The 21,549-nt window shown below is 73.0% G+C and carries 18 protein-coding genes; 5 read left to right on the top strand and 13 right to left on the bottom strand.

The features are described from left to right. Window positions 1-319 precede the first annotated feature (319 nt). The 8 genes from BUE44_RS14360 to BUE44_RS14325 form a co-directional block, all read right to left on the bottom strand. The gene (locus BUE44_RS14360) at window positions 320-934 is read right to left on the bottom strand and encodes a hypothetical protein (RefSeq protein ID WP_073498026.1); all 615 of its coding nucleotides are present in this window, start codon (window positions 932-934) and stop codon (window positions 320-322) included. 102 nt (window positions 935-1,036) lie between these two features. Then, window positions 1,037-2,488: an adenosylhomocysteinase gene (ahcY, locus tag BUE44_RS14355; protein WP_073498024.1), complete on the bottom strand. Its 1,452-nt coding sequence runs from the start codon at window positions 2,486-2,488 to the stop codon at window positions 1,037-1,039. 231 nt (window positions 2,489-2,719) lie between these two features. Then, window positions 2,720-3,679, bottom strand: a complete 960-nt coding sequence (locus BUE44_RS14350; protein WP_073498022.1) for a cation diffusion facilitator family transporter — start codon at window positions 3,677-3,679, stop codon at window positions 2,720-2,722. 96 nt (window positions 3,680-3,775) lie between these two features. Continuing rightward, window positions 3,776-4,978, bottom strand: coding sequence for a mannose-6-phosphate isomerase, class I (manA, locus tag BUE44_RS14345; RefSeq protein ID WP_073498020.1), 1,203 nt, complete (start codon window positions 4,976-4,978; stop codon window positions 3,776-3,778). Window positions 4,979-4,983: 5 nt separating this feature from the next. Next, a complete protein-coding gene (locus tag BUE44_RS14340) occupies window positions 4,984-6,117 on the bottom strand; it encodes an SIS domain-containing protein (RefSeq protein ID WP_073498018.1) in 1,134 nt (377 codons plus the stop codon). Window positions 6,118-6,187: 70 nt separating this feature from the next. Then, entirely contained in the window at window positions 6,188-6,367 is a 180-nt protein-coding gene (locus tag BUE44_RS14335) for a Trm112 family protein (RefSeq protein WP_073498016.1), read from the bottom strand. A 132-nt stretch (window positions 6,368-6,499) separates the two neighbouring features. After that, window positions 6,500-7,858, bottom strand: a complete 1,359-nt coding sequence (locus tag BUE44_RS14330; protein ID WP_073498014.1) for a phosphomannomutase/phosphoglucomutase — start codon at window positions 7,856-7,858, stop codon at window positions 6,500-6,502. A gap of 125 nt (window positions 7,859-7,983) precedes the next feature. After that, window positions 7,984-8,346, bottom strand: coding sequence for a DUF3499 domain-containing protein (locus BUE44_RS14325; RefSeq protein WP_073498013.1), 363 nt, complete (start codon window positions 8,344-8,346; stop codon window positions 7,984-7,986). Between the two features lie 320 nt (window positions 8,347-8,666). Here BUE44_RS14325 and BUE44_RS14320 point away from each other — a divergent pair, with 320 nt between their 5' ends. Then, complete coding sequence (locus BUE44_RS14320) at window positions 8,667-9,107, top strand: metallopeptidase family protein (protein ID WP_073498011.1); 441 nt, start codon at window positions 8,667-8,669, stop codon at window positions 9,105-9,107. A gap of 57 nt (window positions 9,108-9,164) precedes the next feature. Here the strand turns inward: BUE44_RS14320 and BUE44_RS14315 are convergent, their stop codons facing one another. The 3 genes from BUE44_RS14315 to BUE44_RS14305 form a co-directional block, all read right to left on the bottom strand. After that, on the bottom strand, window positions 9,165-10,631 hold the full coding sequence (locus BUE44_RS14315) for a DUF5719 family protein (RefSeq protein ID WP_073498008.1): 1,467 nt from the start codon (window positions 10,629-10,631) through the stop codon (window positions 9,165-9,167). Continuing rightward, window positions 10,628-14,428: a glycosyltransferase family 2 protein gene (locus BUE44_RS14310; protein ID WP_073498006.1), complete on the bottom strand. Its 3,801-nt coding sequence runs from the start codon at window positions 14,426-14,428 to the stop codon at window positions 10,628-10,630. The genes BUE44_RS14315 and BUE44_RS14310 overlap by 4 nt, the downstream gene beginning before the upstream one ends. A gap of 255 nt (window positions 14,429-14,683) precedes the next feature. Beyond that, a complete protein-coding gene (locus BUE44_RS14305) occupies window positions 14,684-14,947 on the bottom strand; it encodes a WhiB family transcriptional regulator (protein WP_031519519.1) in 264 nt (87 codons plus the stop codon). Window positions 14,948-15,661: 714 nt separating this feature from the next. Here BUE44_RS14305 and BUE44_RS14300 point away from each other — a divergent pair. From BUE44_RS14300 to BUE44_RS14290, 3 genes are read left to right on the top strand one after another with little or no spacing between them, the layout of a single operon-like run. Continuing rightward, window positions 15,662-16,189: a cysteine dioxygenase gene (locus BUE44_RS14300; RefSeq protein WP_073498004.1), complete on the top strand. Its 528-nt coding sequence runs from the start codon at window positions 15,662-15,664 to the stop codon at window positions 16,187-16,189. Between the two features lie 44 nt (window positions 16,190-16,233). Beyond that, the gene (gene cofD / locus BUE44_RS14295; RefSeq protein WP_073498002.1) at window positions 16,234-17,190 is read left to right on the top strand and encodes a 2-phospho-L-lactate transferase; all 957 of its coding nucleotides are present in this window, start codon (window positions 16,234-16,236) and stop codon (window positions 17,188-17,190) included. Continuing rightward, the gene (locus BUE44_RS14290) at window positions 17,187-18,503 is read left to right on the top strand and encodes a coenzyme F420-0:L-glutamate ligase (protein ID WP_073497999.1); all 1,317 of its coding nucleotides are present in this window, start codon (window positions 17,187-17,189) and stop codon (window positions 18,501-18,503) included. The genes cofD and BUE44_RS14290 overlap by 4 nt, the downstream gene beginning before the upstream one ends. Before the next feature lie 55 nt (window positions 18,504-18,558). Here the strand turns inward: BUE44_RS14290 and BUE44_RS14285 are convergent, their stop codons facing one another. Together BUE44_RS14285 and BUE44_RS14280 are read right to left on the bottom strand one after the other, a co-directional pair. Further along, on the bottom strand, window positions 18,559-19,473 hold the full coding sequence (locus BUE44_RS14285) for an IS982 family transposase (RefSeq protein ID WP_073497997.1): 915 nt from the start codon (window positions 19,471-19,473) through the stop codon (window positions 18,559-18,561). Between the two features lie 58 nt (window positions 19,474-19,531). Continuing rightward, on the bottom strand, window positions 19,532-20,494 hold the full coding sequence (locus tag BUE44_RS14280; protein WP_079189726.1) for a DNA-3-methyladenine glycosylase family protein: 963 nt from the start codon (window positions 20,492-20,494) through the stop codon (window positions 19,532-19,534). Window positions 20,495-20,547: 53 nt separating this feature from the next. On the opposite strand from BUE44_RS14280, the gene BUE44_RS14275 reads away from it, so the two are divergent. Further along, the gene (locus BUE44_RS14275) at window positions 20,548-21,303 is read left to right on the top strand and encodes a TIGR03089 family protein (RefSeq protein WP_073497993.1); all 756 of its coding nucleotides are present in this window, start codon (window positions 20,548-20,550) and stop codon (window positions 21,301-21,303) included. Window positions 21,304-21,549 lie beyond the last annotated feature (246 nt).

The following is a 21,549-nucleotide window of genomic DNA, read 5'->3' as shown; positions in this document are numbered from 1 at the left end:
GGCACGCGACGGGGTATCAACATATCTGGCGTTGACTTTTGGCACGCTGTTGAGTTCTCAAGGAACGGAAGCTTCCTTCGAGACCGTTTCACCGGCCCCTCCGGGCTTTCCCTTCGTTGTGTCTCCGACTCTAGCAGAAGCTATTCGGTCGGAATTACCACCCGCCGATCGGGGACACGAATGCCCCGCTCGAGATTTCTCTCCGGCTTGGCTGAAGTGTCTTCGTCTGGCGAAGTAGTAAGGATCTTCGTCGGTCACGTCCGGATGTCCAGTTCGTGACAACCGTTCTAATCTACCTCCTGCCCCAGGAGGCGTCAAATCACGTGAACGTCGACGGCGGGGTCTCCAGGTCCTCCAGCTCGATGCCGGGGGCCGCGAGCACCACGTCGCCGGCGAGGTGGACCTCGTGCTGCTCGCCGGTGGCCATGTCACTCACCAGAAAGTTGTCCACAGGCAGAAACCCGGTGTCGGCCGGATGTGCTGTCCTGGTGATCAGCGACCACGACTGGTCGACGGTGAGGGGCGCGAGCACGGGGGGCTGGAATGACACGAGACGTACGCGGGTGGCGGGGCCGCCGGGTTCGAGGCGGAGGAGTCTCGCGGTGGCGATCAGGAAGGCGGGCGAGGCGCCGGTGAAGGCGTGCGCGGGGGCGTTGCCCTCCTGCGCATGCTCGCCGGTGGGGTCGGTTCTGACCCAGGTGACGCCGTCGAGTGCGGCTGCCCTGACCTGCCAGGCGTGGGCGTGGACCTCCAGGCGGATCGGGCGGCCGAGCTCGTCGATGGTCAGGTCGACCGAGCCGGCGTGGTCGCCACCGGGGGCGGTGGTCTGTGCGGTGTAGCGCCAACCGGAGGGGCCGGTGGCGCAGTGGAAGTGTTCTTCTCCCAGGGGGGTGTGGTCATGCGTGTCATGGAGCGAGTAGCGGCCGCGGGGCATGGTGGGTTCTCGGGATCTGGCAAGGCCCCCGCCTCGACGGGGAGGCGGGGGCCTGCGCGGTTCGGTCCGGCCCGGTGGGGCCGGGCGGTGGAGAGCCGGGGCTCAGTAGCGGTAGTGGTCCGACTTGTAGGGGCCTTCGACCTGGACGCCGATGTAGGCGGCCTGCTCGGGCCGCAGGGTGGTGAGCCTGACGCCGAGGGCGTCGAGGTGCAACCTGGCGACCTTCTCGTCGAGGTGCTTGGGCAGCACGTAGACGCCGATCGGGTATTCCTCGGGCTTGGTGAAGAGCTCCACCTGCGCCAGCGTCTGGTCCGTGAAGGAGTTGGACATGACGAAGGAGGGGTGTCCGGTCGCGTTGCCGAGGTTGAGCAGCCGGCCCTCGGACAGCACGATCAGCACCTTGCCGTCGGAGAAGGTCCAGGTGTGGACCTGCGGCTTGACCTCGTCCTTGACGATGCCGGGGATTTTCGCGAGGCCGGCCATGTCGATCTCGTTGTCGAAGTGGCCGATGTTCCCGACGATCGCCTGGTGCTTCATCCTGGCCATGTCGGAGGCCATGATGATGTCCCGGTTGCCGGTGGTGGTGACGAAGATGTCGGCCGTCTCGACCACGTCGTCCAGGGTGGCGACCTGGTAGCCGTCCATCGCCGCCTGGAGCGCGCAGATCGGGTCGATCTCGGTGATGACGACGCGGGCGCCCTGGCCGCGCAGGGACTCGGCGCAGCCCTTGCCGACGTCGCCGTAGCCGCAGACGACGGCGACCTTGCCGCCGATCAGGACATCGGTGGCGCGGTTGATGCCGTCGATGAGGGAGTGCCGGCAGCCGTACTTGTTGTCGAACTTCGACTTGGTCACCGCGTCGTTGACGTTGATCGCCGGGAAGAGCAGCGTGCCTTCCTGCTGCATCTCGTAGAGGCGGTGGACGCCGGTGGTGGTCTCCTCGGTGACACCGCGGATCTCGGAGGCGAGCTGGGTCCACTTCTGCGGGCTCGCGGAGAGGGTGCGGCGCAGCAGGGCGAGGATGTAGCCGTATTCCTCGCTGTCCTGCTCGGCGTCGGCGGGTACGGCGCCGGCCTTCTCGAACTCGACGCCCTTGTGGACGAGCAGGGTGGCGTCGCCACCGTCGTCCAGGATCATGTTCGGGCCGCCGGTGGGGGTGTTGGGCCAGGTCAGGGCCTGCTCGGTGCACCACCAGTATTCTTCGAGGCTTTCGCCCTTCCAGGCGAAGACCGGGACGCCCCTGGGGTTGTCCGGGGTGCCCTCGGGACCGACCGCGATGGCCGCGGCCGCGTGGTCCTGGGTGGAGAAGATGTTGCAGGACGCCCAGCGGACCTCGGCGCCGAGGGCGACCAGGGTCTCGATGAGGACGGCGGTCTGCACGGTCATGTGCAGGGAGCCGGTGATACGGGCGCCGGCCAGCGGCTGGGTGGCGGCGTATTCGGTGCGCAGGGACATCAGACCGGGCATCTCGTGCTCGGCGAGAGTGATCTCCTTGCGGCCGAAGGCGGCAAGGGAGAGGTCCGCGACCTTGAAGTCGGTGGCAGTAGTGGTCATACGGGCTGCTCCTCGGTGCGATCGAGGTGGACGGGGATGTGGCGCGGCCACGGGGCTGATGCGGGTGCGGCCTGCTGCGGACACACCTGTCCCCCTGCGGCAGCGCAATCCGTCGGAGGCCCTCTCTCCCTCGGCCGGTCACCGTGGGGCGACCGCCCGACCGCCATCAGCAGCGACGTCTGGCTGGATACGAATCTACACCGGTCGGCTGACCGTCCGCAGTCCCTCGGGTCAGCGGCCGCCGGGCGTCTGGTCGGGGTCGGGGCCCGCGGCAGCGGCGGCCTCGCTGTAGATGTCGGGTTCGAGGTAGATGACACGGGCGAAGGGTTCGGCGGCCCGGATGCGTTCTTCCGCGGCGTCGATGGCGCGGGCGACCTCGGTGGCGGTGTCGTCGTGCTTGACCGCGATCTTGGCCGCGACCAGGAGTTCTTCCGGGCCGAGGTGGAGCGTGCGCATGTGGATGATGCCGGTGACGGTGTCGCCGTCGACCGTGGCCGCACGGATGCGGTCGAGGGAGTCGGCTCCCGCGCCTTCGCCGAGCAGCAGGGATTTCGTCTCGGCGGCCAGGACGAGGGCGATGCAGATGAGCAGGGAGCCGATGCACAGGGTGCCGATGCCGTCCCAGACCCCGCTGCCGGTGGCCAGGGCGATGCCGACGCCGAGCAGTGCGAGGACGAGGCCGATGAGGGCGCCGAAGTCCTCCAGCAGGACGATCGGGAGTTCCGGCGCCTTGGCGCGGCGGATGAAGGCGGCCCAGGACTGCGTCCCGCGGGTGTGGTTGGACTCCTTGATCGCGGTGCGGAAGGAGAAGCCCTCGGCGGCGATGGCGAAGATCAGGACGCCGACCGGCCAGTACCAGTGGTCGATGGCGTGCGGGTGGCGGATCTTCTCATAGCCCTCGTAGAGGGCGAACATGCCGCCGACGGAGAAAAGGACGATCGAGACGAGGAAGGCGTAGACATAGCGTTCCCTGCCGTAGCCGAAGGGGTGTTCCTCGTCGGCCGCCTGCTTGGCCTTCTTGCCTCCGATGAGGAGAAGTCCCTGGTTCCCGGAGTCGGCGAGGGAGTGCACGCCTTCGGCGAGCATCGACGAGGATCCGCTGAAGGCGAAGGCCACGAATTTCGCCGCGGCGATGGCGAGGTTGGCGCTCAGCGCCGCGACGATCGCCCTGGTTCCGCCTGAGGCGCTCATATGTGCTGGGTGTCCCTTCCGTCGGCCCTGGCGGCTGCCTCGCCGTGACGGGCGTTGCGGACGGACATTGTTGCAGTCCGCCTCGCGGTCGGTGCGTCAGGCCGCCACGGTGGCGCGGAAGACGGTGCCTTCGCCGCTGAGTTCGGTGCGTTCGCCGGCCGGGATCCAGCAGGATTCACCGCGGTCGAGGGTCAGCGCGGCGCCGTCCTGGGCGCGCAGCGAGGCCTGCCCGGCGGTGCAGAGCAGGATCTGCGGGGTGCCCGGGTCGAGGGTGCGGGGGTCGGAGCCGGGGGCGAGGACGTACCGGGAGAGCCGGAATTCGTCGATGGGGGCGGCGTACAGCTCCTCACCGTCGGGGGCGGCCTCGGGCCGGAGCACTCCGGGGTCGTCGGCTTCGAAGCGGACGACACGCAGGAGTTCGGGTACGTCGATGTGTTTGGGGGTGAGGCCGCAGCGCAGCACGTTGTCGGAGTTGGCCATGATCTCGACGCCGAGGCCGTCGAGGTAGGCGTGCGGGACGCCGGCGCCGAGGTAGAGGGCTTCGCCGGGCTGCAGGCGTACGTAGTTGAGCAGCATCGCGGCGATGACACCGCGGTCGCCGGGGAAGTTGTGCGCGGCCTTGGCGTAGGCGGCGTAGTCCGCGGCGTGCGAGGTGCCCGGGGTGGCAGCGAGGCGGGCGGCGGCCTCGGCGGCGGCGTGGACGGTCTCGGCCGTCGCGTCGGGGTCGGCGCCGAGGACCGCGGCCAGGACTTCGCGCAGCGCCTGGTCCTCGGGGTGGGCGCGGAGGATGTCGGCGTAGGGGGCCAGCGCGCCGACGCCGAGCGCGTCGATGAGGGCGGCGGCCTCGGTGGGCCGGCGGAAGCCGCACAGCCCGTCGAAGTGCGACAGCGCGACAAGCATTTCCGGCTTGTGGTTGGCGTCCTTGTAGTTGCGGTGCGGGGCGTCCAGCGGGATGCCGCGGGCTTCCTCGTCGGCGTATCCGGCCTTCGCCTGGGCGAGGTCGGGGTGGACCTGGACGGACAGCGGTGCGCCGGCGGCGAGCACCTTGAGGAGGAAGGGGAGCCGGGGTCCGAAGCGCTTGACGGTGGCGTCGCCCAGCTCTGCGGCGGGGTCGGCGTCGATGAGGGTGTCGAGCGGTACGGGCCCGGCGCCGCGGTCGACGCGGGAGGGTGCGCCGGGGTGGGCGCCCATCCACAGTTCGGCCTGGGGTTCGCCGGTGGGCGGGGTGCCGAGGAGTTCGGGGATGGCGGTGGTGGAGCCCCAGGCGTAGGGGCGGACGGTGTTGAGGAGGCGGTTCATGCCGGTCAGGGTCTCTCGGTCGAGGCGACGGCCAGGTAAACGGCGGCGAAGTCGGTCAGGGCGAGGACTTCCGCCGCGATGTGCAGATCGCTGCCGCCGGGGGCGGCGATCTCGCTGAGCGGGGTGTCGTGTGCGTAGGCCTGTTCGCGGGCGGCGGGTGCCGCGGAACGGGGCTGGTCGGGGGCTTCCTGGAGCAGCACGATCCGCAGCCGCAGCCCGTCGGATTCCTCGACGCGGTCGCGGAAGAAGTCGTCGGGGTCGGCGCCGAGCGCGTGCAGGCCGGCCTGGAGCGGGCCGTGGGCGGTGAGGGCGGCGGGCAGCTCCGCGCTGAGCGCCGGCCGGCTGGCCCGGGCGGCGAGGACGGTGGCGAAGCGGCGGGCGCCGACCGCGGCGATCGGGCCCTGGCTCCACAGCAGCGGGAGGGCGTCGTCGAGCTCGGCGGCGAGGGTCTTGGCCGGGTTGGTGTAGGTGGCGACGGCGGGGCCGCAGCGGGCCGCCACCTCGTCGAGCGTGTCGGCGAGGGCCTGCAGTTCGCCGATCGGCGCGGTGATCAGGCCGAGGCGGTCGGTCAGGGCGAGCAGCGGGGTGAGCAGTGCCCAGAAGGCGCCGGTGTCGGCGGCGTCGGCCGAGGGGTCGGCCGTGCCGTTGCCGTCCGGGGCGGCGAAGGGCAGGGCCAGGCCGCGTACCTGCGCGACGGCCTCGGCCAGCGGTGCCTTGGCCGGGGCGACGGCCGCGGCGGTGCAGCCGCGGCGGTAGGCCTGCTCGACCAGGTCGGTGAGGCCCTGCTCGGTGCCGTGCGGGGAGATCAGCAGCAGCAGGTCGAGCGATCCGGCCCAGCCGGGCAGGGTCCAGCGGGCCTGCTGCGGGGTGGGTCCGGCCGAGGTGAGCGTCACGACGGGGCAGCCGCCGGAGCCGAGGGCGGTCAACAGGTCGGCGACCGCGGCGGCGTCGGGCCCGCTGCCGGCCACCAGGATCGTGCGGGGCCGGCCGTCGGGCTGCAGCGCGGTCACGCCCGCTTCTTCTGCGAGCCGCAGTGCGGTGCGGACCCGGGCGCCGGCGGCGGCGACTGCGCGGAGCAGTCCACGGGTGTCGGCGCGGGCGAGGCCTTCGGGGTCATCCAGCAGCGACTCGTCGAGCAAGGCGACCTCCGGGTCGTGATGTCGTGACGCGGTCGGACGGAGTCCGGGTCCGGTGGTGCGGAATGTCCGGTCAGCCGGGGCGGCGGGCCTCGTCCACCAGCAGGACGGGGATGTCGTCCCTGACGGGATAGGCCAGGCCGCAGCTGTCGGAGGTGCAGACCAGCTCGGCGGCGTCCTCGTCCGCGCGCAGTGCGGCGTGGCAGGCCGGGCAGGCGAGGATGTCCAGAAGGCTGTCTTCGACGAGCGGCATGGGCGGTGTCCTCCTGGCGGTGTGCGGGCGGCTGGCCCCGGACTGTGCCGACCAGCCTATCGTCGTGCCCGTCCTGACAGCGCAGGGCCCGGGACGGTGGTCCCGCGGTGCCGCGTGCGGCGGTGGCGCGGCTCAGCCGCGGATGATGGTGAGCACCTGGTCGCGGATGCGGGCGACGGCGGCGTCGTCCGCGGCCTCGACGTTGAGCCGCAGCAGCGGCTCGGTGTTGGAGGCCCGCAGGTTGAACCACCAGTCGGCGGCGCTGACGGTGAGCCCGTCGAGCTCGTCGAAGGTGACGCCGTCCCGGCCGGTGAAGGCGGCGCGTACTGCCGCGGTGCGCCCGGCCTGGTCGGCGACGGTGCTGTTGATCTCGCCGGAGGAGGCGTAGCGGTCGTAGCCGGCGACGAGTGCGGACAGCGGGCCGTCCTGGCCGCCGAGGGCGGCCAGCAGGTGCAGTGCGGCGAGCATGCCGGTGTCGGCGTTCCAGAAGTCGCGGAAGTAGTAGTGCGCGGAGTGCTCGCCGCCGAAGACCGCGCCGGTGGCGGCCATCTCCTGCTTGATGAAGGAGTGGCCGACCCGGGTGCGTACGGGGGTGCCGCCGTGCTCCCTGACGGTTTCGGGCACGGAGCGGGAGGTGATCAGGTTGTGGATGATCGTGGCGCCGGGGTTCACGGCCAGTTCGCGGGCGGCGACCAGTGCGGTGACCGCGGACGGCGGTACGCCTTCGCCTCGTTCGTCGACGGCGAAGCAGCGGTCGGCGTCGCCGTCGAAGGCCAGGCCGAGGTCGGCGCCGGTCTCGCGGACCCGGGCCTGGAGGTCGACCAGGTTCTTCGGGTCGAGCGGGTTGGCCTCGTGGTTGGGGAAGGTGCCGTCGAGCTCGAAGTACATCGGCACCAGGTCGACGGGCAGGCCGGCCAGCACGGTCGGGACGGTGTGGCCGCCCATGCCGTTGCCCGCGTCGACCACGACCTTCAGCGGCCGCATCCCCGACAGGTCGACCAGCGACCGCAGGAAGTCGGCGTAGTCGCCGAGTACGTCGCGGTCGCCGATGGCGCCGGGGACGGCCGCGCCGGCCGGGACGCCGGACTCCAGCCATTCCTCGGCGAGCGCGCGGATGTCGGTGAGGCCGGTGTCCTGGCCGACGGGTGCCGCGCCCGCCCGGCACATCTTGATGCCGTTGTACTGGGCCGGGTTGTGGCTGGCGGTGAACATCGCGCCGGGCAGGCCGAGCCGCCCGCTCGCGAAGTACAGCTCGTCGGTGGAGCACAGCCCGATGCGGGTGACGTCGGCCCCTCGGGAGGCGGCGCCGCGGGCGAAGGCGTCGGACAGGCCGGGGGACGAGGGCCGCATGTCGTGCCCGACGACGATGGCGTCGGCGCCGGTGACGGTGGCGAAGGCCGCGCCGAAGATCTCGGCGAGCGGGATGTCCCACTGGTCGGGTACGACTCCGCGTACGTCGTAGGCCTTGACCAGCTGCGACAAATCGGCCACTGCACACCTCTGCTGTACGGGGTCGCGGGGATCGGACGGGACGGCGCGGCAATATGCCGCGGTTCCGGCCACAACCTACCCCGGGCGGGGACATGGCCGTTCCGCGCGGAGCACGGGGGCGGGCGCTACTCGGGTGAGCGCAGGACCCGCAGATGGCCGCGGCGGGCGACTTCCAGCGGGTCGATGTCGCGGCCGCCGCGCCGGGTGCGCTCCTGGGGGCGGGCGGCTTCGCGTACCGCGTTGGCCAGTGCCTCCAGGTCGTCGCCGCTGGGCCGCACGGGGCCGGTGTCGACGGCGAGCCTGACGACTTCCCAGCCGCGGGGCGCGGTCAGCCGCTCCGAGTGCTCGGAGCACAGGTCGTAGCAGTGCGGCTCGGCATAGGTCGCGAGGGGGCCGAGGACGGCCGTGGAGTCCGCGTAGACGTACGTCAGCGTCGCGACGGCGGGGCGGCCGCAGGCGGTGCGCGAACAGCGACGTACAGGGCTCACGAGGTTGGACGGTACCGCACTCTTGAGCGGGCCGCGACGACTCTCCGCAGGCTCACCCGGTCGTGTCGTGGCGGCGCGGGTTTCCGGTGCCCGGCCGCCCTCGCGGCGTGGACCTGCGGTGATGCCGGGCCGCCGGAGGTACGCGCCAGGGTGGGGTGTTCGGTCATGACGGTGGCACGTGACGCCTTCGGTCGCCAGGTGGCGCGATTGCGTCACTTCTGTGGCCTGATGCGATCTGAAACTCGGCGCGTGATGACGATAAAGGGGCCGCGTTCACTCGGGTCGCGACACGGCGGGGGGCGGGAGCTAGGCTCACGCTGATGGACAGTTCGGCTCCACCTCCCTCCGACCCGCGTCCGCGGCACCGCGACCGGCACGGTCGCGGCATGCGCGGCCCCATCGCGCCGCCGCAGGTGCCGCTGGCGCTCAGCCGCGCCGACGCCTTCGACGACCTGGTCAGGGATGCCGCCGACCGCCTTGAGCGGCGCTGGCCGCAACTGGCCGACGTGGAATTCGCCGTGCAGGAGGTGCCCTGGCCGCAGGACGGCGCCGGCGACGGCGACGCGGTGCCGCTGGGGCGGCTGGTCGGGGCGGGCAAGGGGCGGCCGAGCCGGATCGTGGTCTACCGGCGGCCGGTCGAGATCCGGGCCAAGAGCCGCGACGAGCGCGCACTGCTGGTCCACGAGGTGGTGGTGGAGCAGGTCGCGGAACTGCTCGGCCTGTCGCCGGAGAACGTCGACCCGAAGTACGGCGAGGACTGACGCCTCCCGGCGCCCTTCCCCGCCGCCTCCACCGTTCGCGCCGCTGCTGTCCGCCCGCTATTTGTCGAGGATGGCCAGGTCGGAAGCGGCTTGCGGCACCTGGACCATGCCCCGGTCGTCGGGCAGCGGCTGGATCGTGAACATCGGCACCCCGCCCAGTGGCAGCGCCAGCATCCGCGAGGCGTAGACGGGGCCGCCGGAGAGCCGCTCGACGGTCACGGCGTAGCCGCCCTTGCTCTGGGACGGCGGCTGCGGTTGCAGGGACACCGTGGTGCCCGCCTTGATGACGACGGTCTTGGTCACCGTGGTGCCGCCGGACGGGCCGGGCGCCGAGGTGATCTTGACGTTGGCGTCCTTGCCGAGGGCCGTCAGGCCGAGCGTCGAGCCCTTGTCGCGGTTGTCCGCGACGGTGGCCCTGGTGCTGATCGCCGGGGTCGCCGGCAGGAAGGCCATCTCCTGCTTGTCGCCCTTGCCGCGGGTGATGCGCAGCCCCGCCACGACCGGCACGGCGGAATGCACCGTGCTGGATCCGATGACCAGCGAGCCGGGGTCGCCCCTGGTGACGTTCCCCAGGTCGGCTGTGGCGGTCATCCCGGCCTTGACGTGCAGCGTCTCGTGGCCGGCCGGGGCGATCAGGCCGGTGGAGGTGGCGAGCTTGAGGGTCAGGTCGGCGTCGTCGGTGCCGGTCGCGTAGGCCACCAGGTGCACCGAGGTGGCGTCGGCCGGGATGCCGGGCATGACGAGCGAGGTCGCGGGGTCGGCCGCGGGCGGCAGCCAGTCCGTGCCGACCTTGCTGTCGGCGGCCTGGACGGCGGCGCCGACCCGGCCGCTGCGGACGACGACGTGCACGGTCAGGTCGGCGACCTTGTCGGCGACCAGGGTGGACAGCAGCACCGGCTTGGCGCTCTTGCCGGGGACGGTGATGCCGTCCCCCGTCGATGCCTTGAGCAGGCCGTCCTTGCCGTACAGCTCGACGTCGACGACGGCGGGGGCGTCGTCGGGGTCCACCAGGTGCAGGTAGTCCTGGCGGCCGGTCGCGGTGCTGGCGCCGGGGAACCAGAACTCGCTGTCCGGGGTGATGCAGGAGGTGCCGAGCAGTCCGCGGCCGGGTCCGGCGTCCACCACCGTGTTCTGCTGGACCGTCCAGCCGGGGGCCAGCGGCCCGTCGGCGGTGCCGATCAGGGCGGGTGCCCCGGGCTTGTCCGTGGTGACGGTGACGCCCTTGCCGGTCTGCTTGAGCGGCGCGAGCGGCTTGGCCTTGTCGAGGGCGGGGACCAGTTGGGCGCCGCCGGTGCCGCCGGTGCCGTTGCTCGTCGTCGCAGGAGTGAACGACGTGTAGACGGTCTCGGCGAATTCCGACGGGGAAGGCGCCGGGCACACCACCGTGCTGCGCTGCACGGGCAGCGTGGTCACCGCGCCCTTGGGAGTGGCGGCCGACTCGCTGCCGCCGCTCAGGGACGCGGCTCCCGTGAGGACGGCGAGCGCGACGACGGCGCCGCCCAGGGAGAGGGTGCTGCGGTTCACTGCTGGTCGCTCCCGTCACGGCGCTGGTCGCCTTCTGCGTGATACGTCCCGGCGTCGCCATATGCCGAGGGGTCGGCGTAGCCGCCCTGGTCGGAGTAGGGCGCCTGGTCGCCGTAGCCGGTCACCGTCCCGTCCTGCGGCGCCTGCCGGCCCTGCTGCGCGTAGGGGTCATAGCCGGGCTGCTGCGGGGCGTAGCCGTACTGGTCGCCGTAGCCGCCCTGCTGCTCGTAGCCGCCGCCCTGGCCTGCCGGATAGGGCTGCTGCTCCCACTGCTGGTCGGGGTAGGGCGCGTAGTACGGGTCGGTGGTCCGGCCGGCGTCGGGGGCCTGGACCGCGTACGGGTCGTAGCCGGCCTCCGCGGCGTCGTAGCCGGCCCCGGCCTGCTCGTACGGCGCTCCGGCAGGTTCGTAGCGCTCGGACTGGCGGTGCGGGTCCGGGTCGCCGTCGGGCGCTTCCTGGCCGCCGTCGTCCTGGGTGCCGTTCGCGGCGGCCTCGGCCTCCGCCGCGGCCTGCAGGCGGCGGGCCCTGCGGCCCTCGCCGCCGGACTGGGCCGGGATGTCGGCGGCCACGGCCCCCTCGGCCTCCGGGAGGTCGTCGTCGACCTCGCGGCGGCGGCCGGGCAGGGCGAGCACGACGGTGACGAGCAGCAGGAAGGCCTGCGCGCCCAGCCAGCCGGTGTGGGTGACCGGTTCCTTGAAGGTGACGTCGAGCTGTCCGCCCGAGGCGGGCAGCTGGAAGCCCTGCGCCCAGCCGTCGACGGTGGTGGGCGTCAGCCGGGCGCCGTCGAGGGTGGCCTGCCAGTCCTGCGACGCGGAGTCGGCGAGCCGCAGGACGCGGCCCTGCGGGCCGGCGGGCAGCTTGGTGTGCGCCTCGACGCGCCCCGAGGGGACCGCGACGGGCTTGGCGCCCTTGGCGGTGATCGTGATGCGGGAGACGGTCGTGTCGACCCGCCACAGGGCGCTGCCGTCGGCCTGGCTGACCCGGGACAGGCCCGGGGTGCTGTCCATGACGCGGCCGAGCGCCCGGGGGGTGCCCTTCTGCGCGAGGACGTAGCGCACGGCGTAGCCGGCGAGCCTGCTGCCCTGGTCGGCGCCCGAGCCGGCCACCAGGTTGGCGACGAGGGTGTCGAGGGCCGCGTCCCGCGGGGCCTGCGCGGCCAGTTCCGCGTCGCCGATACGGACGCCGGCGCCGCGGACCAGGGCGTAGGCGACGTGGCCTTCCGTACCGCTGAGCACCAGGGTGCGGGCCTGGTCGCCGCTGGTGCTCTCCTCGGCGACGAAGGCGGGCACCTGTTGCGGATCGCGGCGGTCCAGCGGGCCGTCCGCGCCGTGCGCGACCCAGGTGAAGGCCGCCAGCAGCGGCGCGGCGGCGGCGGCGAGCGCGATCAGGCCGGCGACGGGCTGCCGCCAGCCGAAGCCGCTGGCGGCGATCCGCTCGTTGGCGCCTTCCGCCCCGACCGCGGCGGCCGCCAGCAGTGCGAGGCCGTAGACGAGCGTGGCAGGTCCCGCCCACGCCTTGCCGTTCTCGATGCCGGCGAAGAGCAGGCCGACAGCGGCGGCGGCCCAGGCCGCCGTGATCGCGGTGCGGCGGGTGTCGCGCAGCAGCGCGGCGAGGGCGGCCAGCACCAGGCCGACCAGCAGCAGCCCGCCGGAGGCCTTGGGGCCGCCGGGGCTGAGCAGCAGCAGGTCGACGCCGGACGCGCCCTTGGTGCCGTAGGGCAGGCCCACTTCGTGCAGCAGCCGGCCGGGGTGCGAGAGCAGCGTCAGCGACCAGGGTGCGAGCAGCACGATCGGGGTGACGACCAGCGCGGCGAAGCGCAGCAGGTGCGGTACGAGCAGCGCGCCGCGGCCGGTGGCCAGCCGCCAGGCCAGGGTCGCGGCGGCGAGAACCAGCGCGATGGGCCAGGTGATCGGTGTGAAGGCGGTGGTGAAGGTGAGCATCAGGGCCAGCGCCCAGGTGGCACGCCAACTGGGGCGCGCGCCGCGGTCCAGTGCCGCGCTGCCGAGCTGGAGCCCCGCACAGGCGACCGCTGCGCGGGCCATCAGGGGCAGCAGGATGGCCAGCACGGCGGTGCCGAGCCTGCCGGTCGCCAGGGCGCCGGTCGCGGCCGGCAGGAAGGCGTAGGCGACCGAGGCCCAGGCGCGCAGCAGCCGGGACTCGACCAGCGGCCGGGACGCGAAGTAGGCGGTGAATCCGGCCAGCGGCACCGACGCGACCAGGAGCAGCGTCAGGGTGAGGCCGGTGGATCCGAACAGCACGGTCGCGAACAGGCCGAGTACGGCGAGGTATGGCGGTGCGGACTGGGTGCCGCCGGTGCCGAGGGCGTGCCAGGACCTGGCGTAGCTGCTCCACAGGTCGGAGGCGCCGGGGTCGGCGGGCAGCAGGGCGCCGCCGGCCAGCGAGCCGCCGCCGAGCAGCGAGCGGCAGGCGGCGAGCGAGACGACGAGCAGCACCGCGAAGAGCACCGGGCCCGGTTTGCGGGCGATCCGCTTGAGGCGGGCGAACTGCTCGATCTCCAGGAATTCACCGCCGTCGTCGTCGCCGGGTCCGGACTCGACGGCGCCGCCGTGGCGTCCCGCCGCGGCGGAGGAGGCGTCGGCGCGGCCGGAGAGATTGCTGACGACCTGGTCGACGGTGGCACGTACGGTCGCACCGGGCGGCGGGAAGAGCGGGCGCAGTTCGGAGGGCGGGACGACGCCCTTGCCGCGCTGGCGGCGGGCGCTGAGCAGGCGCCCCGGGCGCAGCAGGACGCTGAGCAGGCCGACGATCTCGTCGACGGCCTGTCCTGGCACCTTGCCGACGAGATAGGCCACGGTGCGCAGCAACGTGCCGAGGACTATGCGCAGCGCCACATACGGCAGCAGGGGCCCGCGGGTGTTGGCGAGCAGCGTGTAGACGGCGCCGGCCTTGTCGACCCGGTGCGGGTTGACGGCGGAGCGGCCGGCGCAGTCCACCGGGCGGCGCTCGCGGGAGGCGGCCTCGGCGTGCCAGAGCACGGCGTCGGGGGCGATGAGGACGGTGTGGCCGGCGGCCTGGGCGCGCCAGCAGAAGTCGACGTCGTCGCGCATCAGGGGCAGCCGGCGGTCGAAGCCGCCCAGCTCCTCCCACACGTCGCGGCGGACCAGCATGCCGGCGGAGGACACCGACAGCACCGGGCGCACCTGGTCGTGCTGGCCCTGGTCCTGCTCGCGGCGTTCCAGCGCGGTCCAGCGGCGGCCGCTGCGGGCGATGCTGACGCCGACTTCGAGCAGCTGCCTGCGGTCGAACCAGCTGCGCAGTTTGGGGCCGACGATCGCGGCGGAGGGCGAGCTGTCGGCGACCCGCAGCAGTCCGGCGAGGGCGCCGGGGTCGGGCTCGCAGTCGTCGTGCAGCAGCCACAGCCACTGGACGGGTTCGCCGTGCGGCTGGTCGGGCTCGTCGTAGACGTCGTCGTTCCAGCTGCGGCTGACGGGGTCCCAGCCGCTGCGGCGGACCAGATAGGGCAACTGCTCGGCGGTGAGCGGCGCGGCGGTGCGCGCGGCCTCCTCGACGGCGGCGCCGAAGGTCGTACGCCGGGCCAGGTGCAGGACGCGCTGGTCGCCCAGTGACTCGGCGAGCAGCCGGGCGGAGTCGTCGGCGCTGCCTGTGTCGGCGGCGACGACGTCCTGGACCGGGCGGTCCTGGGCGAGCAGACCTGCGAGGGCCTTGGGCAGCCAGCGCGCGCCGTCGTGCGCTACCAGCACGGCGGTCACGACATGGCGCGGGAACTCAGGGGTGCCGGCCGGGTAAGCGGCCGGTGCTGGGCTGTTCACGGACATCGAGGTTCTGGCCCCGGTTCGCTGGACTGCGGTGGACGCTGGCGCCCGCTCGCGGCGGGGTTGCATCTCGGACGGCCCCCCACACTAACGGCTCACGCGGACGCCACCGCCCTGGCGGGACCACAGTGTGAGAACAACAGCAGCCCACCGGTCGCGTCCGGGGACGCGGCGGGCAGGCTGCGGGGCGGGTGTGCGGGGCGCGGCCGGCGGGCGGCCCACCGCTGTTCACGGGGGCCGTGCCGGGGCCGGGGCGGGTCAGACGACGCCCTTCTTCAGGCGGCGGCGCTCCCTTTCCGACAGGCCGCCCCAGATACCGAAGCGTTCGTCGTTGGCGAGGGCGTATTCGAGGCAGTCGGAACGGACTTCGCAGGCGAGGCAGACCTTCTTCGCCTCACGTGTGGAACCGCCCTTTTCGGGGAAGAACGACTCGGGGTCGGTCTGCGCACACAGCGCGCGCTCCTGCCAGCCGAGTTCCTCGTCGGCCTCTTCGGCCAGCAGCAACTGGAACTGCTCGGTCATGCGCGCCCCTCGTCTGTCGTGCTTCCCCGTGATGTGGCCGTCACCATGTGCGGCTGAACGACACGAGTGAAATTACAAGTGCGCCGATCCGGGCCAGTCAAGCCGGGATCTGCTATTGGGTCCTTTATTCACTCCGCTGAACCAAGGCGTGACGGAAAGTGTGGTTATCGGGCCAAAAGCCTGGATCCGTCAACCGCGGTCCGGCCGGTCCACGGCTCACACCTCGTCAGACGCTGCGGCGACGCGCCACGTTCCGCCCGTTCGGATGAAGCGTTGTGGATCACATTCCGATCACAGAAACACACGTCGCGGGGAATGTTCGGACAAGTGCGCGACGCCGAACCGCAACGGCGTGCGCGCTTCCCAGCTCGGCGCGTCCGGTAACCGGAATGCTGCGGTTGCACGGATGTGGCAGCACCTATCCGCACATCCCTACGCACAAACCTTTCCGCAACTCACCGTGCCGGATCAGGTGAAAGAAGGACGACATAACGGACATCCAGTTGACAGAGGGTTGCCCGAACCGGTCTCCTTGTGTGCATGCCTGCCGAGCACCACGCGCCCTACCGGACCCGCCGCCGCGAGTCCTGCTGCGTCGCGCTCGCGCAGGACTGTTGTTGTCCCTGCCGCTGTCGCTGAGCCCCCTGCCCAGGGCCCGTACCTCCGGTCCTGGCACCGCCCGCCACTCGCGCACACCCCCAGGGACACACCTTCATGTACTCCGACGTCTCCATCGCCGGTGACCCGCTCGCCCTGCCCCACCTCCTCCCCCCGGTGCCGCAGCACCCCGGCACCGTGGCGGAGTTCGCCGGACTCGCCCGCTCCGTCGCCGCCGACCCCGGGCGATGGGCCCCGCTGGTGCGCTACGACGCCACCACCCGCTGGTATGCCCGCCTGCAGACCGGCCCCGGCTACGAGGTGTGGCTGCTCAGCTGGCTCCCGGGCCAGGGCAGCGGCCTGCACGACCACGGCGGCTCGTCCGGCGTGCTCACCGTCCTGCAGGGCGCGCTGCGCGAGCGAACGCTCGGCCCGCGCGGCGAGTCCGTCCGCACGCTCGCCGGCGGCTCCCAGCGCGCCTTCGCGCCCGGCTACGTGCACGAGGTCGTCAACGACAGCCTGGAGCCGGCGGTCAGCCTGCACGTCTACTTCCCCGGCCTCACCGAGATGACGCCGCACGCATGCACCTCCCCGGCGGCCGACGCGGTGGCGGCCGGCCCGGCACAGGCGTCAATGCGGCCGTAGACGCAGCCGACGGGCCGCTTCGGCGGGCTGACAGACTGGGGCCCATGCGAATCGTGGTTCTGGCCGGAGGAATCGGCGGGGCGCGCTTTCTGCGCGGCCTGCTGGCAGCGGCGCCGGAGGCGGAGATCACCGTCATCGGCAACACCGGAGACGACATCCATCTGTTCGGCTTGAAGGTCTGCCCTGACCTCGACACCGTGATGTACACCCTGGGCGGCGGCATCCACGAGGAGCAGGGCTGGGGCCGGGCCGACGAGACCTTCACCGTGAAGGAGGAGCTGGCCGCGTACGGCGTGGGACCCGAGTGGTTCGGCCTGGGCGACCGGGACTTCGCCACCCACATCGTGCGCACCCAGATGCTCGCCGCCGGCTATCCGCTCAGCGCCGTCACCGAGGCGCTGTGCGCCCGCTGGAAGCCGGGCGTCCGGCTGATCCCGATGTCGGACGACCGGGTCGAGACCCACGTCCTGGTCGAGACCGACGGCGAGCGCAAGGCGATCCACTTCCAGGAGTATTGGGTGAGGCTGCGTGCCGCGGTCCCGGCACACGCCGTCGTGCCCGTCGGCGCCGAGGCGGCCAAGCCCGCGCCCGGGGTCCTCGAAGCGATCGCCGCGGCCGATGTCATCGTCTTCCCGCCGTCCAACCCGGTGGTGAGCATCGGCACCATCCTGGCCGTGCCGGGGGTGCGCGAGGCGATCGCCGAGGCCGGGGTGCCGGTGGTCGGCCTGTCGCCGATCGTCGGCGACGCACCCGTGCGCGGCATGGCGGACAAGGTGCTCGCCGCGGTCGGCGTGGAGTCCACAGCCGCCGCGGTCGCCGCGCACTACGGCTCGGGCCTGCTCGACGGCTGGCTGGTCGACACCGTCGACGAGGGCGCCGTCCCGCAGATCGAGGCGGCCGGCATCCGCTGCCGGGCGATCCCGCTGCTGATGACCGACCTGGACGCCACCACGCGGATGGCGCGCGAGGCCCTGGCGCTCGCGGAAGAGGTACGGGCATGAGCGCGGCACGCTTCGAGGTCTTCGCCCTTGAGGGCATCGGCGAGGTCCAGCCCGGCGCGGACGTCGCCAAGCTCATCGCCGCCACCGGAGTCGAACTGGCCGACGGCGACGTGCTGCTGGTCACCTCCAAGATCGTCAGCAAGGCAGAGGGCCGCCTCGTGCACGCCGACGACCGGGAGGCCGCGATCGATGCCGAGGCCGTACGGCTGGTGGCGCGACGCGGGCCGACCAGGATCGTGGAGACCCGGCACGGCTTCGTCATGGCCGCGGCCGGCGTGGACGCGTCCAACACCGCGCCCGGCACCGTGCTGCTGCTGCCCGAGGACCCCGACGCCTCCGCACGCCGGATCAGGACCGGGCTGCGCGAGAACCTCGGCGTCAACGTCGGGGTCGTCGTCACCGACACCTTCGGGCGGCCCTGGCGTGAAGGGCTCACCGACGTGGCGATCGGGGCCGCGGGCGTCGCCGTCCTCGACGACCTGCGCGGCGGCCGGGACTCGCACGGCAATCCGCTGAACATGACGGTGACCGCGACGGCCGACGAGCTGGCCGCGGCCGGCGACCTGGTCAAGGGCAAGGCGACCGGCCGCCCGGTCGCGGTGGTCCGCGGCCTGCCCGGCGTCGTCCTCCCGCCGGACGCCGGCGAGGGGGCCGACCGCGGGGCCAGGCCGCTGGTGCGCAGGGCCGCCGACGACATGTTCCGGCTCGGCACGTCGGAGGCCGTACGGGAGGCGGTGTCGCTGCGGCGGACCGTGCGCGACTTCACCGACGAGCCGGTGGACCCCGCGGCCGTACGGCGGGCGGTCGCCCTCGCGGTGACCGCGCCGGCGCCGCACCACACCACGCCGTGGCGTTTCGTGCTGCTGGAGACACCCGCGGTGCGCGAGCGGCTGCTCGACGCCATGCGCGACGCCTGGGCGGCGGACCTGCGGCGGGACGGCTTCTCCGAAGAGAGCGTCGGCAAGCGGTTGCGGCGCGGCGACGTCCTGCGCAAGGCGCCCTATCTCGCCGTGCCGTGCCTGGTCGCCGACGGCGCCCACGCCTACCCCGACGCCCGGCGTGCCGCGGCGGAGCGCGAGATGTTCGTCGTCGCCACCGGCGCCGGCGTGCAGAACTTCCTCGTCGCGCTGGCCGGCGAGCAGCTCGGCTCGGCCTGGGTGTCGTCCACGATGTTCTGCCGCGAGGTGGTCCGCTCGGTCCTCGACCTGCCGGCGAACTGGGACCCGATGGGCGCGGTGGCCATCGGCCGCCCGTCCGCCACTCCCCCGGCCCGCCCGCCACGCGGGGCGGAGGCCTTCGTCGCGGTCCGGTAGGCCCTGCGGGGCGGTGCTGCGCCTAGATGAATGAGTCCAAGGGGTGCTGTCGCGGTCAGTGATCGAATGCGGTCAGTGATCGTTTGACGGGTTGCCCGGTCTTGTCGTTGAGCCAGATCGCGGTGGTCAACGCGAGGATGCGGGACAGGACCCGCACGGTTACGCCCGCCGGGCTCTTGCCGCCGTATCGCTCCAGGTCAAGCTGGCCCTTGAGGGTCTGGTTGATCGATTCGATGGTTTGGCGCAGCGGTTTGAGCAGATGCGCGCCGGCCCGTTCGGGTTCGCCCTTGCGGGCCGGACGCAGCAGTTCCAGGTGACGTTCGGTGAGGTCGTGCTCGAAGTCGCGTCCGTAGTAGTTCTTGTCACCGATGATCGTCTGCCCGTGGTGGGTGGCCTGGACCCCTGGCGCGGAGTCGAGCATGTCGCGCAGGGTCTCGCGTTCGTCGGCCTTCGCACCGGTGAGTGCGAACAGGATCGGCAGTCCGCCCAAAGTGCAGACCAGGTGCAGGCGCAGACCCCAGAAGTACCGGGAGTGCGACGCGCAGTAGCCGTATTCCGCCCAGCCGGCCAGGTCCGAGCGTTTCGCGGTCTCGCGTGAGCAGCCGCAGCCAACCGGGGTGGAATCGACCACCCACACGTCATCGGTCCACAGCGAGGTGTCCTGCGCCAGAACCCTGATCATCCGCCTGACCAGCTCACACGCGCCACGCAACCGCTTGTTGTAACCCGACTGCTGGGGCAGATACGGGAACAGGTGGCGGAATTCCCGGCCCGCGCGCCGCAGCCACCGCCGCTCGGAGACACAGCCGAGCAGCGCCGACATCACCGCCAGGGTGACAAGCTCGGCATCACTGAGCGTGGGCGTGATCCCGACTGCCGGACGCCACGGGGCCAGCCACGGCGAAGCCTTCAACTCGTCGTCGATCCGGGCATAGAGTGCAGTCGCGAGGGTGTCCAAGTCTGTCTTCACACACTGACCATGGGCGCCCTCGCGCCATGTCCGCAGGCCATCCCTTGGACTCACTCATCTAGGAGTGGCGGGTCGGCGGGTTCGGGGCCAGCCGGGGGCCGTGGCGGGGCGGGCTGGGGGCGGCCAGCAGGATCAGCCGGGTGGCCCGGTGGCGCTGGCCCGCGTACGGGGCGAGCAGGTCCAGCATCGTGGCGTCGTCGGAGCGCCGGGCGCCGGTCAGCGCGTAGCCGATGTGGTGCGGCAGGTGCAGGTCGCCGACCGTGACCGCGTCCGGGGCGCCGTGGCTGCGCTGGAGCGTCTCCGCGGCCGTCCACGGGCCGATGCCGGTCACGCTCTGCAGCCGGGTGCCGGCCTCCTGCGCGGGCAGCGACGCCAGCGCGTCGAGCCTGCCGCCGAGGCGTACCGCCCGCATCACCGTGGACGCCCGCTTGTCGTCCACCCCGGCGCAGTGCCAGTCCCACGACGGCACCCGCGCCCAGCCGCGCGCGTCCGGCATCACCCGCATACGGCCGGCGGACCCCGGCGCCGGCTCGCCGTGCTGGAGCAGCAGCAGCCGCCACGCGCGATACGCCTCCACCGTGGTCACCTTCTGTTCGAGCACCGACGGGATCAGCGACTCCAGTACGAGCCCGGTCCTGGTCAGCCGCAGGCCAGGATGGCGCCGGTGCGCCTCGTGCACGACGCGGTGCCGCGGGGTGAAGGCCGACGGGTCGTCGTCGCCGCCCAGCAGCGCCGGCAGGGCGTCGAGCAGCCACTGCGCGCCCGGCCCCCACGCCTCGGCCTCCAGGGCCGCCGCGCTGCCCCGCAGCCGCAGGGTGCCGGCGCCGGCGGGCGTACGGCTGGCCCGCCACACGGTGCCGTCGGCGTCGATACGGAACGCCGGGTCGGCCGGGCCCCGGCGCAGCGGCAGGAGCGTACGGCGGACGTCCAGCGGGCCCGGCGGGGTCCAGGTGCGGATGAGCCCCCGCTCCGGCCGGGGGGCGGGGACGGCGCCGGTGGGGAGCGGTCGGGGTGAGGGCACCCGCACGAGGGTAGCCGCCGCGGCACCGCGGCACGGCCGGTAGCCTGGCCGGCGTGACGTCACCCGCCCAGGACACCCCCGCCGGCCTGCTCGCCGCCGCCCTGCGCGCCGACCCCGGGCGGCCGCTGATCACCTTCTACGACGACGCCACGGGCGAGCGGGTCGAACTGTCGGTGGCCACCACCGCGAACTGGGTCGCCAAGACCGCCAACCTGCTCCAGGACGAGCTGGGGGCACAGCCCGGTGACCGGCTCGCGCTGCTGCTGCCCGCGCACTGGCAGACGGCGGTGTGGCTGCTGGCCTGCTTCTCCACGGGCGTGGTCGTCGAACCGGGCGGCGACCCCGCCGGCGCCGACCTCGTCGTCAGCGGACCCGACACGCTCGAACAGGCACGGGCCTGCGGCGGCGAGCGCGTGGCGCTGGCGCTGCGCCCGCTGGGCGGCCGCTTCCCCCAGGCGCCCGTCGGCTTCGTCGACTACGCCGGCGAGGTGCCCGGGCAGGGCGACCGCTTCGTGCCGTACGCGCCCATCGGTGCGGGCTCGCCGGCGATGCGGCTCGCCGGCGAGGGCGCTCTGACCGGCGGGGAGGTCGTGGAGCGGGCCGTCGCCGCCGCCGAGGCGCACCGGCTGGCGCCGGGGGCGCGGGTGCTGTCCCGGCTGCCCTACGACACGTGGGCCGGGCTGGCGGCCGGGCTTCTCGCGCCGCTCGCCGTCGGCGGGTCGGTCGTCCTGTGCCGTAACGCTGCCGCTTTGGGGCCCGAACAACTCGCGGCGCGCGAGGCGACTGAGCGGGTCACGCTGACCCTCTGACCCGCGCCCCTTCCGGGCGGCCCCCGTTTCACGCGCACGGTCCGCTGTGGCTTGTCGCGCAGTTCCTCGCGCCCCTGAGGGGGTGCCCCTTGCCGGGGCGTTGTCTCTTTCCCGCCGTCGGGGCTGGGCGCGCGGTTCCTCGCGTCCCCAGGGGTGCTCAGGGGGTCTCTGGGGCTGGAGAGGCAGGGGGTTGGGGCCCCTGAGGAGCAGCTCGCAGGGGGAGGCAACCAAGGCGGGGATTCGAGT

This window comes from Actinacidiphila paucisporea (assembly GCF_900142575.1).
GTDB classification, from domain to species: Bacteria; Actinomycetota; Actinomycetes; order Streptomycetales; family Streptomycetaceae; genus Actinacidiphila; species Actinacidiphila paucisporea.
The sequence above is the reverse complement of the archived record's forward strand: the minus strand, read 5'-3'. Positions and strand labels throughout refer to the sequence as shown.

What these genes read in the sequence shown, in the direction of transcription:
- BUE44_RS14360 (WP_073498026.1), bottom strand. Translation starts at nt 934, where the DNA reads ATGCCCCGCGGCCGCTACTCGCTCCATGACACGCATGACCACACCCCC.
- ahcY (WP_073498024.1), bottom strand. Translation starts at nt 2,488, where the DNA reads ATGACCACTACTGCCACCGACTTCAAGGTCGCGGACCTCTCCCTTGCC.
- BUE44_RS14350 (WP_073498022.1), bottom strand. Translation starts at nt 3,679, where the DNA reads ATGAGCGCCTCAGGCGGAACCAGGGCGATCGTCGCGGCGCTGAGCGCC.
- manA (WP_073498020.1), bottom strand. Translation starts at nt 4,978, where the DNA reads ATGAACCGCCTCCTCAACACCGTCCGCCCCTACGCCTGGGGCTCCACC.
- BUE44_RS14335 (WP_073498016.1), bottom strand. Translation starts at nt 6,367, where the DNA reads ATGCCGCTCGTCGAAGACAGCCTTCTGGACATCCTCGCCTGCCCGGCC.
- BUE44_RS14320 (WP_073498011.1), top strand. Translation starts at nt 8,667, where the DNA reads ATGGACAGTTCGGCTCCACCTCCCTCCGACCCGCGTCCGCGGCACCGC.
- BUE44_RS14310 (WP_073498006.1), bottom strand. Translation starts at nt 14,428, where the DNA reads ATGTCCGTGAACAGCCCAGCACCGGCCGCTTACCCGGCCGGCACCCCT.
- BUE44_RS14305 (WP_031519519.1), bottom strand. Translation starts at nt 14,947, where the DNA reads ATGACCGAGCAGTTCCAGTTGCTGCTGGCCGAAGAGGCCGACGAGGAA.
- BUE44_RS14300 (WP_073498004.1), top strand. Translation starts at nt 15,662, where the DNA reads ATGTACTCCGACGTCTCCATCGCCGGTGACCCGCTCGCCCTGCCCCAC.
- cofD (WP_073498002.1), top strand. Translation starts at nt 16,234, where the DNA reads ATGCGAATCGTGGTTCTGGCCGGAGGAATCGGCGGGGCGCGCTTTCTG.
- BUE44_RS14290 (WP_073497999.1), top strand. Translation starts at nt 17,187, where the DNA reads ATGAGCGCGGCACGCTTCGAGGTCTTCGCCCTTGAGGGCATCGGCGAG.